Source organism: Staphylococcus sp. OJ82, assembly GCF_000294465.1.
Lineage (GTDB): Bacteria > Bacillota > Bacilli > Staphylococcales > Staphylococcaceae > Staphylococcus > Staphylococcus equorum.
The window spans coordinates 205,705-218,556 of the sequence record NZ_ALPU01000010.1 but is presented as its reverse complement, the minus strand read 5'-3'; the positions used below and the strand labels follow the sequence as shown (position 1 = coordinate 218,556).

Annotated in this window: 11 protein-coding genes; 3 read left to right on the top strand and 8 right to left on the bottom strand. The window is 31.2% G+C overall.

The genetic code is table 11. From position 1 onward, the window contains the following. Positions 1-31 precede the first annotated feature (31 nt). Together SOJ_RS08490 and SOJ_RS08485 are read left to right on the top strand one after the other, a co-directional pair. A complete protein-coding gene (locus SOJ_RS08490; RefSeq protein ID WP_002507660.1) occupies positions 32-1,294 on the top strand; it encodes an aminoacyltransferase in 1,263 nt (420 codons plus the stop codon). A 30-nt stretch (positions 1,295-1,324) separates the two neighbouring features. Then, positions 1,325-2,584, top strand: a complete 1,260-nt coding sequence (locus tag SOJ_RS08485; RefSeq protein ID WP_002507659.1) for an aminoacyltransferase — start codon at positions 1,325-1,327, stop codon at positions 2,582-2,584. Positions 2,585-2,939: 355 nt separating this feature from the next. Here the strand turns inward: SOJ_RS08485 and SOJ_RS08480 are convergent, their stop codons facing one another. Together SOJ_RS08480 and SOJ_RS08475 are read right to left on the bottom strand one after the other, a co-directional pair. Continuing rightward, positions 2,940-3,461, bottom strand: coding sequence for an HdeD family acid-resistance protein (locus tag SOJ_RS08480; protein WP_002507658.1), 522 nt, complete (start codon positions 3,459-3,461; stop codon positions 2,940-2,942). 987 nt (positions 3,462-4,448) lie between these two features. After that, complete coding sequence (locus tag SOJ_RS08475; RefSeq protein WP_002507657.1) at positions 4,449-4,796, bottom strand: hypothetical protein; 348 nt, start codon at positions 4,794-4,796, stop codon at positions 4,449-4,451. Between the two features lie 249 nt (positions 4,797-5,045). Between SOJ_RS08475 and pepF the strand changes: the two genes are divergently transcribed. Further along, a complete protein-coding gene (gene pepF / locus SOJ_RS08470) occupies positions 5,046-6,854 on the top strand; it encodes an oligoendopeptidase F (RefSeq protein WP_002507656.1) in 1,809 nt (602 codons plus the stop codon). 112 nt (positions 6,855-6,966) lie between these two features. On the opposite strand, the gene phoU is transcribed toward pepF, so the two are convergent. The 6 genes from phoU to SOJ_RS08440 all read right to left on the bottom strand — a co-directional run bounded on the left by phoU (position 6,967) and on the right by SOJ_RS08440 (position 12,841). Further along, positions 6,967-7,617, bottom strand: a complete 651-nt coding sequence (phoU, locus tag SOJ_RS08465; RefSeq protein WP_002507655.1) for a phosphate signaling complex protein PhoU — start codon at positions 7,615-7,617, stop codon at positions 6,967-6,969. Between the two features lie 3 nt (positions 7,618-7,620). Then, positions 7,621-8,502 carry a phosphate ABC transporter ATP-binding protein PstB gene (gene pstB / locus SOJ_RS08460; protein ID WP_002507654.1) on the bottom strand — a complete coding sequence of 294 codons (882 nt, stop codon included), beginning with the start codon at positions 8,500-8,502 and terminating at the stop codon, positions 7,621-7,623. A 103-nt stretch (positions 8,503-8,605) separates the two neighbouring features. Further along, on the bottom strand, positions 8,606-9,517 hold the full coding sequence (gene pstA / locus SOJ_RS08455; RefSeq protein WP_002507653.1) for a phosphate ABC transporter permease PstA: 912 nt from the start codon (positions 9,515-9,517) through the stop codon (positions 8,606-8,608). A gap of 1 nt (position 9,518) precedes the next feature. Further along, positions 9,519-10,448, bottom strand: coding sequence for a phosphate ABC transporter permease subunit PstC (gene pstC / locus SOJ_RS08450; RefSeq protein ID WP_002507652.1), 930 nt, complete (start codon positions 10,446-10,448; stop codon positions 9,519-9,521). 145 nt (positions 10,449-10,593) lie between these two features. After that, positions 10,594-11,544 carry a PstS family phosphate ABC transporter substrate-binding protein gene (locus tag SOJ_RS08445; RefSeq protein WP_002507651.1) on the bottom strand — a complete coding sequence of 317 codons (951 nt, stop codon included), beginning with the start codon at positions 11,542-11,544 and terminating at the stop codon, positions 10,594-10,596. A gap of 397 nt (positions 11,545-11,941) precedes the next feature. Next, the gene (locus tag SOJ_RS08440; protein ID WP_002507650.1) at positions 11,942-12,841 is read right to left on the bottom strand and encodes a CvfB family protein; all 900 of its coding nucleotides are present in this window, start codon (positions 12,839-12,841) and stop codon (positions 11,942-11,944) included. Between the last annotated feature and the right edge of the window lie 11 nt (positions 12,842-12,852).

Sequence of the window (12,852 nt, the reverse complement as noted above, 5' to 3'; positions counted from 1 at the left end):
AAAGAATTATAAACAAATAGGAGTATACAAAATGAAATTTACGAATTTAACTGCTAAAGAGTTCGGTACATTTACAGATAATATGCCAAATAGTCATTTCACACAAATGGTAGGAAACTACGAATTGAAAATTGCAGAAAGTACAGAAACACACTTAGTTGGTATTAAAAACAATGAAAACGAAGTCATTGCAGCATGTTTACTTACTGCAGTACCAGTAATGAAGTTTTATAAATATTTTTATACAAACAGAGGACCTGTTATAGATTTTGAAAATAAAGAACTTGTTCATTACTTCTTTAATGAATTAACTAAATATGTTAAAAAACATAAAGGTTTACATTTAAGAGTTGATCCTTATTTAGCTTATCAATATCGTAACCATGACGGAGAAGTGTTAGAAAATGCTGGTCATGACTGGTTTTTCGACAAAATGAAACAATTAGGATACAAACATCAAGGATTTTTAACTGGTTTTGATCCAATTCTTCAAATTAGATACCATTCAGTATTAGATTTAGCAGGTAAAACAGCTAAAGATGTACTTAACGGTATGGATAGTCTACGTAAACGTAATACAAAAAAAGTTCAGAAGAATGGTGTTAAAGTAAGATTCTTAGAAGAAGACGAATTACCAATCTTCCGCTCGTTTATGGAAGATACATCTGAATCAAAAGAATTTGATGATAGGGAAGATAGCTTTTATTATAATAGATTGAGATATTATAAGAATCGTATCTTGGTTCCATTAGCTTATATGGATTTCGATGAGTATATCGAAGAATTAAAAGCAGAGCGTGATGTCTTAAGTAAAGATATTAACAAAGCGATTAAAGATATAGAAAAGCGACCTGAAAATAAAAAGGCTTATAATAAACGAGATAATTTAGAACAACAGCTTATTGCAAATCAACAAAAAATAGAAGAAGCGCAATCATTACAGGCTGAACACGGTAATGAATTACCAATTTCTGCAGCTTACTTTATTATTAATCCCTATGAAGTGGTTTATTATGCAGGTGGTACTTCAAATGAATTTAGACACTTTGCTGGTAGTTATGCGATACAGTGGAAGATGATTAATTACGCTATTGACAATAATATAGATAGATATAACTTCTACGGTATCAGTGGTAATTTCACAGAAGATGCGGAAGATGCAGGCGTAGTGAAATTCAAAAAAGGATTTAATGCCGAAGTCGTAGAATACGTTGGAGATTTTGTAAAACCTATTAATAAGCCAATGTACAAAATTTATACGACATTAAAAAAACTAAAAGATATTAAGAAGTAGATATAAATTATAGAAGGGAACTAAGCTAGAATGAAATTTACAGAGTTAACCGTCAAAGAGTATGACAATTTTGTACAAAACCCGGCATTAGAGAGTCATTACTTTCAAGTAAAAGAAAATATTGCAACAAGAGAAGAAGATGGATTTCAAGTTGTACTATTAGGCTTAAAAGATGACGACAATCAGGTTATTGCTGCTAGTCTTTTCTCTAAAATTCCTACAATGGGAAGCTATGTTTATTATTCTAATCGTGGTCCAGTTATGGATTACAATGATTTAGGTTTAGTAGATTTCTATTTACGTGAATTAGATCATTATCTTCAACACCATAATTGTTTATATGTCAAAATGGACCCGTACTGGATCTATAAAATATACGATAAAGATATCAATCCATTGCCAGAACCAGATAAGAATGACGCATTAGTCAACTTATTTAAATCTCATGGGTATACACATCACGGCTTTACGACTGAATATGATACATCTAGCCAAGTAAGATGGATGGGTGTATTGAACTTAGATGGACAAACACCAGCTTCTCTAAAAAAACAATTTGATAGCCAAAGAAAACGTAATATCAATAAAGCAATCAATTTTGGTGTTAAAGTTAGGTTGTTAAATAGAGATGAATTCGGTCTTTTCTTAGATCTTTATCGAGAAACTGAAAAGCGTGCTGGCTTCGTATCTAAAACAGATGAATATTTCTATAATTTTATTGATAACTATGGTGATAAAGCTTTAATACCTTTAGCATATATAGACTTAAATGAATATATTGAAAATACACAAGAGAGTATTAATGATAAAGAATCACGTAGAGATCAAATCATGCAGAATGAAAATAAAACAGATAAACAGTTGAAGAAAATTACAGAACTGGATAAACAAATAGAGCATGATAAAAAAGAGTTAATGCATGCAAGTGAATTAAGATTAACAGATGGTGCTATATTAAATTTAGCTGCTGGTGTTTATTTTGCAAATGCATATGAAGTAAACTACTTCTCTGGTGGTTCATCAGAAAAATATAATCAATATATGGGACCTTATATGATGCATTGGTACATGTTGAACTATTGTTTTGACAATGGTTATGGTCGCTACAATTTCTATGGTTTATCAGGCGATTTCACTGAAAATAGTGAAGATTACGGCGTATATCGCTTTAAACGTGGATTTAATGTGCAAATTGAAGAATTAATCGGCGATTTTTATAAACCAATTAAGAAAACAAAATATTGGTTATTTAATACGTTGAATAATGTTAGAAAAAAAGTTAAAAAATAGCATAAAAAAAGAAAGCATTCTGGTATGTAAGCCCTAATCAGTATGCTTTCTTTCGTTCTGAAGTTAGTTATACTAGGATGGCAATTCCAATATAACAATGAACTAAATGTGGATTAGTCTGAGATGTTAATTCTTGTTGTTCTCCACAATTTTTAGTATAGCATAGGATTTCAGCAATGCAATAACCTTACATTATAATAATTTTATAGTAAAATTTATTTTTATAACATATTTAAAGTAATATATATAATTGTTATGAAAATGTGAGAAGCGCACTACAAGACGACTTGTAGTGCGCTTTCTAGCGTGATTTTTCAAAATACGCCCTATTTAATTATTTATAAGTTACGGATCATTAAGATAATGCTTTAATGATATAAGTTATACCAATAATAAAGAATACCGAACTCATGAAGATAGCAACTAAAATTGCCGCCATAAGTGGATTGAACAGTAAAATAATACCGAAAACAACCGTAATAATGTTCAAAATAACCGATACAATATGAAAACCTTTATTTGATTTTTCAAGTGGCGTTACCGTAAACATATTAAATAACGCATTAATAATAAACCAAATAGCAAATAAATAAACAATAAATGTCGTACTTGTAACGATATTAAATAAAATCAATAACCCTAAAATAATATTAATTACACCAAGTACAAGTACTATGGTTGAGGCATTTTTATCTGTTTTTTTCATTACACGACGAACGAAAATTTCTAAAAAACCGTTAATAATAAATAGTAGACCTATGAGCCATGTAATAGCAAATAAGTTTTCTTCAGGAAAACTTAAAATAAACACGCCAATAATTAGAAAAATGACGCCAATCACTAAACTCGACCATTTGATTCGGGAACGTTCCTGCATAAATTTCACTCCTAAATGATTATCTAAATAGTATATACCCAAATGACAAAAAAGAACACGTTTTTTATAGGTGCCTATATTTATGTTATGTAACCCTATAAGTATTTGGTTGAAATAAAAAACCTTTTTTCTAAGGATTGCTATAAAAATCAAGGATAAGCCAAAATAATAGCAAAATTAAAGCATAAAGTATTATTTAATCTTAAAATTATAAAGTCATTAAAAACAAGGCGCTGAGAAGTCGATTTCTGAGCTTTTAAATATGAGTTTGTTGGTCTATATCCATCCGAATACACGTAACATTGTGAGTTTAGATCATTATATATAGCATAGCAATAACCAAAATAAATTTCCAAGATCTACACAGCCAAAGCTAAATATGTTTAGATATATACATATAACGAATAATATCACCATATAATTGATTGTAGGTAGTTTAAGAGTTAGTATATGACACAATTATGACTAGACATTAAATGAGATACGTAAATGTTTAATGATATAACGTAGTATATGTATGAAAAAGCTAAACTAGGATTAATAAGCATAAATGCTAAATACATAATAACTTAGTAAAAATAACTATATAGATATGTAATTTTTAAAATTTACTTTTTAGTTTACATAATATATATTATAGGAAGTTACTATAATTTGATAGGAAATACCCTGATTGTTAATTCACTACCTATTATGTTATATATATGCTTGTTAAAGGAATCATTCTTTTAAGTACTTTGATGTAATTTCTTCTTGTCATCATGGATGTATTACATTATTTATGCTATCAAATTATCGACTTTACTATATTGGTTTAAACCTCATATATGGTATATGCTGTGGTTTGAATTTTGATATAACATTTTACTAAATCACATTTTAAAACTTCGCTTGAATTACTTAAACATGCTATTAAATTATCAGCTTGAATTTAAAGATGAAATTAAAAAATGAACTGTAACTTAAATTATAGCTACAGTTCATTTTTTAATTTTGTTTATAATTTTCTAATTCATCTTTTGGAATGCCACCGCGTTTGCGTATTTCTTTTCTAGCTTTCTTTTCGCGGCGTTTACGTCTCCAGTTACGTGTCATGTACCATATTACAAAGCTTAGGATTAAACTTAATATCGTCATAAACGCAGCAAAACCTAATAAAGGTTCATATGTAATATCTTGGAAATTTGGTATTAAAAATGCAGCTATTGCTAATACTACTAACGTTAAGATTGGTGCAGTAAACCATTTATTTAAGACAAGATTGCAAAATACTGTTACTAATATGACAGCAACTATAGTAATCCATAAAAAATTAGGCATATCAAAAATAGTCATTTATTCCACTCCTTTTTATTTAATATTTATACTTTACTTGCATTATATATATCATACTATATTTTCTATATAAATACATTCAGTCTTGAGCAGTATAATTTTATATTAAATTAATATAAAATACGTGTCAATCCAATTTGGTTTACTGTTCCCCACTTTTAATATAGATAAACTTTCGGTTATCATTTATGCGGGTCATTCATGTATAATTAATTATGAATACAATATAAATGTAGAGGAGTAGATTATATGGCTGAAACACTACCATTTAGAAATAATGTTCCAATTGAAGAAACATGGGACGTAACTGACTTATTTAGTTCTGATGATGCATTTTATAACACACTGAATGATACATTGGAACAAGCTAAGGCATTTAATCAACAATATGCAGAGCAATTAATTGAAGTGAATATTGTTGAAGATGCACTGGATGCATATTCTGAACTACTAATTCAATTAGATAGAATGGCAAATTATGCTGAGTTAAGATTGAGTGTTGATACAGCTAATGAACATGCACAGACATTAAGCGCAAAATTGTCTACATCTTATGGAAAAATCGCTAGTGAACTTTCATTTGTAGTTTCAGAAATATTAGAGCTATCTGATCAAACACTTGAACAACTTATTCAAACATCGAAGTATCCCCATTTTTTAACGAAATTAAAAGCGAATAAGGCACATCAATTAACTCCAGAAGTTGAAAAAGTATTAGCAAGTTTGTCCCCTACTTTTGAGAGCGCGTTTGAACTTTATGGAACTACAAAAATGTTGGATATTGAATTTGAACCATTTGAATATAATCAACAAACATATCCTTTAGATTATGCTACTTTTGAGAATGAATATGAAGATAACCCAAATGAAGCATTTAGAAGAATAAGCTTCAATCATTTTAGTAATGCATTAAGTAAGTATCAGCATACGACAGCAGCGACATATAATATGCAAGTGCAACAAGAGAAAATCGAAGCAGATTTAAGAGGATATGATTCTGTTATTGATTATTTGCTACAAGAGCAAGAAGTGACGCGAGACATGTTTAACAGACAAATTGATGTGATTATGAGTGATTTAGCACCTATTATGCAAAAATATGCGAAATTAGTTAAACGTGTCCATGGCTTAGATGTAATGCATTTTGAAGATTTAAAAGTTTCTATTGATCCAAACTACGAGCCAGAAATTTCAATTGAAGATTCTAAACAATATATTTATGGTGCTTTAAATGTACTTGGTGAAGATTATTTAGAAATGGTGGAAGCTGCTTATAAAGAGAGATGGATAGATTTTGCGCAAAACAAAGGTAAAGAAACAGGTGCTTATTGTGCGAGTCCCTATGCTTCACACTCATATGTTTTTATATCATGGACTGGTAAAATGACTGAAACTTTCGTGTTAGCGCATGAATTAGGTCATGCGGGCCACTTTACATTAGCACAAGCGCATCAAAATTATTTAGAATCAGAAGCTTCGATGTATTTTGTAGAAGCACCTTCTACTATGAATGAAATGCTTATGGCGAACTACTTATTTAAAAATAGTAATGATGCTAAATTTAAACGTTGGGTAACAGGTTCTATTATTTCAAGAACATATTACCATAATATGGTTACACATTTACTTGAAGCTGCTTTCCAACGTGAAGTTTACAATAAAGTCGATCAAGGAGAATCATTGACTGCACCAGTACTTAATGACATTATGCTTGATGTCTATAGTCAATTCTTTGGAGACAGCGTGAAACTTACGGAAGGTACAGAGCTAACTTGGATGAGACAACCACACTATTATATGGGATTATACTCTTACACGTATTCAGCTGGCTTAACGATTGGTACAGTGATGTCTCAACGCATTCAAAATGAAGGACAACCAGCTGTTGATGCTTGGTTAGATACCTTAAAAGCTGGAGGTAGTAAATCACCGGTAGATTTAGCTGAAATTGCAGGTATTGATATCCGAACTGAACAACCATTAAAATCAACAATTGGCTATATTGGCAAACTTGTTGATGAATTAGAAACACTGACTGAGGAACTTGAAAATAAATAGTATTTTATAAAATTAAAAAGCACAATGGCAATTTTGAAGATCATCTACTTTCATTTATTTGAAAGCGAGTTATCTTTGTAAAGCCATTGTGCTTTTATTATGTGGAACATTTTTATTTATTATAGGATTCATAACGTTCACCTGTAATAAAGAAATAAATGTTTTCTGCTATATTGCAAATGTGATCTCCAATACGTTCTAAATGTCTTGCAGCTAAATGTGCTTGACCTGCAACGAAAGGATCGTTATCTATTAAATAAGTTGTGTTTACAATATTTTTATAGATATCATCAATATCTTTATCGCGATCAATGATTTCTTTTATTAAGGTAATATCATTATCATTAACTGCATCATCTAAGTCTTTTAACATTAAGAGTGCAAGTTTGCCCATAGTGTTAAGTCTCGTCAGTACATACTCGTCAATAATTTTTGCACGTAATCTAATTTTCGCTATACTTGCTGCATTGTCGCCTATACGTTCAAAATCAGTAGCAATTTTTAAAGCAGCCATCATTAAACGTAAATCAGTAGCAATCGGCTGTTGCTTAGTGATAAGCAGGACTACTTTTTCATTAATTGCAGTTTCTTGCTCATTGATTTCTTTATCCTTAGCTATTGTTTGTCTAGCATAATTACGATCTTCTTCACTTAACGACGTTAGTCCAAATTCTATATTACGATATACATAAAGACCAAGTCGACGTAGATCTTTAATAAGTCCGTCTAGTTGGCCTTCATATTTATGTCTAATTGTTGCCATAGATTAACCGAAGCGACCTGAGATATAATCTTCAGTTTGCTTATCTGCAGGATTGGAGAAGATCTTATCAGTGTCGTCGTATTCATTAACATAGCCGTTAAGGAAGAAAGCAGTTTTATCAGAAACACGAGCAGCTTGTTGCATATTATGTGTAACAATGATGATTGAATATTGTTCTTTAAGCTCTTGAACAAGTTCTTCAATTTTTAATGTTGATATTGGATCTAAAGCTGACGTTGGCTCATCCATCAATATAACATCTGGTTCAATAGCTAACGTACGAGCAATACAAACACGTTGTTGTTGTCCACCAGATAAACTATAAGCATTTTTGTCTAAGTCATCTTTTAATTCATCCCAAATTGCAGCGCCACGTAGAGATTTTTCAACAATTTCATCTAAGACTTTTTTGTTTTTAATACCATGGATTTTAGGACCATAAGTGATATTGTCATAAATTGATTTAGGGAATGGATTTGGTTGTTGGAATACCATACCTACATTTGTTCTCAATTTTTCAACTGAATATTTATTATCGAAAATATTTTTATCACGATACATTATTTTACCAGCAGTTTTAACAGATGGCACAAGTTCAACCATACGATTTAATGCTTTAATATATGTTGATTTACCACAACCTGAAGGTCCAATAATTGCTGTTACGTTATTTTCTAAAATATCTAAATTAATATTTTTTAAAGCATGATTTTCTCCATACCATAAATCAAGATTTTTAGTTGAATAGACAATTTTCTTTTGGTTATCTGGAATTTTATTCTCTGAATGATTTGGCTCAATAGTTGCTATTGGTGAGTCATTACGGTCAGTATGTGATTTTAATGTATCGTTCGTATCGTTATTATCTATAATTTGTTTATTCATAATTAAAACTCCTTTTTATAGACTAGATGCTAAGATTTTACTGAAATCCTAGCATATTCCCATTTACTAGCCTTATTTAAATAGTATTTCTTGTATCTTAAGTTTAGTATTTTTTACTATATTTATTTCTTAAGAATATCGCTATTGCATTCATTAATAGTAATATAACGAGTAATACGATAATTCCTGCCGATGCAACGTTTTGGAATTCTTCCTGTGGTAATTTTGTCCAGCTATAAATTGACATTGGTAACGCTTGGAATTGATCGAATATTGTAGATGGTAGCTGTAATAAAATCGTTGGTATACCAATTAAAATTAATGGTGCTGTCTCACCTAATGCACGAGATAGTGCTAAGATGAAACCTGTCAAAATACCAGGAATCGCCGCTGGTAACACAACACGGCGTATTGTTTGCCATTTGTTGGCACCTAGTCCGTATGAAGCTTCCTTTACAGAACTAGGTACAGATCTGATTGCTTCTTGGCTAGCTACAATGATTACCGGTAAGATAAGTAACGACATTGTTAATGCAGCCGCTAAAACAGAGTTGCCGAGTGCAATTGAATCGATACCCATACCTCTTACAAAAATTGTAAGACCGAGTAAACCAAACACGACTGAAGGTACACCAGCTAAGTTTGAGATACTCACTTTAATAAAGTTTGTAAGTGCATTTTCTTTAGCATATTCTTCTAAATATATTGCAGTACCAACACCTAAAGTAATTGTTATCGGGATAATAGTAACCATTAACCATATAGTACCGATAAAGGCACCTTTAATTCCTGCCATAGAAGGCGTTGATGATGAGAAATTAGTGAAAAATGATGGAGTTAAGTGTCCAGCACCTTTTATAAGTGTATCAATGAGTAATGCCGCTAATACAAGCAGACCAACCATTGTACAGGCAAAGAAAGCCCATTTATTAACTTTATTTGTCGTTAACCTTCCAGAGAGTTTCTTTTCAACTGTTTGTTGGTCTACGAGCACGTTTTTGTTTGTTTCAGTCATATTAATACTCCTCTCTGAAACGTTTCGTAATCCATTGAGAAATCAAATTCATTGCTAATGTGAATAAGAATAAAGTGAATCCTACTGCATATATACTATAGTAAGTATCAGTACCAAATGTTGCATCACCTGTAGCTACTTGAACGATATAACCAGTCATTGTTTGAATGGACCCTGTTATATCAAGTGATGCACTCGGTGTACTACCTGCAGCAAGAGATACGATCATAGTTTCGCCAATTGCACGTGAAATCGCTAATACAATTGATGCCATAATACCTGAAGTTGCAGCTGGTAAAATAACTTTAGTTGCTACTTCAAATTTTGTAGCACCTAAACCTAGTGCACCTTCACGCATTTTGTTTGGTACAGATGACATTGCATCTTCACTCATACTTGATATTAATGGAATAATCATTACACCAACTACAAGACCTGGACTAATAGAGTTGAAACTGCCTATGTCTGGAAAGATTCCACGTATTAACGGTGTAACAAATGTTAGAGCAAAGAAACCGAATACGATTGTTGGAATACCAGATAATATTTCTAATATTGGTTTGATAATACTTTTAGCACGTGGCGAAGCATATTCACTTAAGTAAAGAGCTGCACCCAGACCTAATGGCACTGCTACGATTGTAGCTATTACAGTTATTTTCAACGTACCTAATATTAATGGCCAAATTCCAAATTTAGGATCAGATGAGAATGGTGTCCATTCCATCGAAAAGAGAAATTCTGTAATAGGAATACGTGTGAAAAACGTAATGGTTTCTGTTAATAATGTGACTACAATACCGATTGTCGCTAATATAGAAAAAATTGCTATTGTACCTAAAATAATTGGAACAATTTTATCGCTTGCACCTTTTTTATTGGCATTGTTTTTTTCTATCATTTCGCTTACGGAGCGGTTTTTATTCGCCATGTAAATTTCCTTCCTTCATATAGACTCCGAAATTTATAAAAAAAGGTTGGGATGTTTAGAAATAGAGAAACAAAGTGGACGTTATTCCCATCGCCACTTTGTTTTCTAATACAGAATCCCGACCTTTAAGATTTACAGCTATGTGTTATTTATCTTCTTCTTTGTCTTTGCTTTCTTTACCAGTAATCTCTTTTAATTCATCTAGTTGTTTTTGGTAATCTTTTTCTGGTAGAGCTACAAATCCTGCTTCTTCAGCTGATTTACCTTTGTCTTCAAAGATAAATTTCATGAAATCTTGGAATCCTTCATTTTCTTTTAGTTTTTTCTCGTTTGTATAAATGAACAGTGGTCTACTTAAAGCATATGAGCCATCTTGAATTGATTCTTTAGTTGGTTTAGTAACTTCACCACTATCATCTTTAATTTCAACGGCTTTTAATTTATCTTTATTTTCTTCAAAGAAATTATAACCGAAGTAACCAATACCTTGTTCATTTTTTTGAACTGATTGAACGATTACGTTTGTATCAGCGTTTTTCTCTGCTTTGATATCTCCGTCATCCATAACTTCTTCAGTGAAGAAATCATACGTACCATGTGATTGGTCTGGAGAAAATGATTTAATTTCTTTATCTGGCCATTCAGGATTAACATCTTTCCATGATTTTGCTTCGCCAGAATAAATATCTTTCAATTGATCTTTAGTTAATTCGTTTACAAAATCGTTTTCTTTATTAACTGCAATTGTTACGCCATCTTTTGCAACTTCAAATTCATTATATTTAATACCTTTATTTTCTAATTTTTTCTTCTCTTCATCTTTTATTGGTCTAGATGCGTTTGAAAAATCAGTATTCCCTGAAATGAATTTTTCGAATCCGCCACCAGTACCAGATGTACCAGATGAAACTGTAACATCGGAATTTTCTTTAGCAAATTTTTCGTTTAATTTTTCAATGATTGGACCTACTGTTGATGAACCGTCGCCTTTAACTTCGCCTTCGCCGCCACCAGAACCAGCATTTCCGCCGCCACAAGCGCCTAATAAAAGTGAAGAGCCAATAACTGTAGTTCCAAATACTTGCCATTTTTTCATTGAAACATCCTCCTAATAAATAAATAACCCTTAAAAGTTATATGTATTTCTTACAGTTCCTATATTACACACAATTTATTAAATACAAATATAGATATTGTAAATCTTTCGTTAAGTTATGAGAGCTTCTATTTACAAAGTTTATAAATGGTATGAAATAATATAGGAATGACTTGTAAATGTTGATAATACAACGTTTTGTTCAAAGCATATATTACAAATAGCTATGAAATTGTAATAAAAAAAAAGAAAAAATCCTGAAATCACTATATAAAAATAGTGGTTTCAGGATTTTTTTGTTGAGAATTGTATTTTGAAGTCCAATTCATTTTATAAATTGTTATTATTATTGTTATAAAACAGGTTAGATAAAAACATCACTCTATAATAGAAGGAATTACTTTTCTATTCTTTCCCAACCTTTTTTAGTTAAAGCGATTTTACCAGAGTCTATCGTGATAATTTTGTTTTTATATAAGTGCCCGATTGCTCTTTTGAACGAACCTTTACTCATATTAAAAATTTCTTTAATAGCTTCGGGACTCGATTTGTCTGAGAAAGGTAATTCCCCATCGTACTCTACGAGTAAGTCAAAAATATTTTGACCATCATTATCAAGTCTTTCGTGTGCAAGTGGTAAAAATGAACCGTTCAATTCACCTTTATCGTTTTGACCAATGATACGGACTTTTACATTTTCACCGAGACGTGGTTCCTCTTTACGTTCTGTTTCATGAACGAATATTTTATAACCCTCTTTTGATAGTAAGAAACTACCTATGCGTAATAAACGATATGGTCTTGCTTCGATGATTTTATTTTTCAATTCATTATCGAAAACAGACTTATATGTTTGTTCTACTATTGTTTCTGTTGCTAAACGTGCGAACATATTGTTATCTCTATCAATACGTAACGTAACGAATAACTCATCACCTTGTACTGGCCAAACTGATTTAACTTTTGGTAAATCTTCCCAAGGTATTAATACTTCTCTTGGTAAACCTACATCGACATGTGCACCATCGCGATCAACTTTTAATACTTTTACAAAGTCGTATTTATCAGTCGTTACGTCAGGCATATTTTGTGTAGCAAATAATGCACCTGATCTATTTGGGTAAATAAAGAAACTATATTCTTCCCCTATATTTAATTCATCTTCATCTTTTACTTCGGATTGATTGAGTTTAACTTCTTCTCCGTTTGGTCCTTTTAACTTATATGTTGAACCTTCTATTCCAACAACTTCAAGAAATTCTATAGAACCTACAATATCTTTTTCATCTTGGGCCATACTTTTCTCCT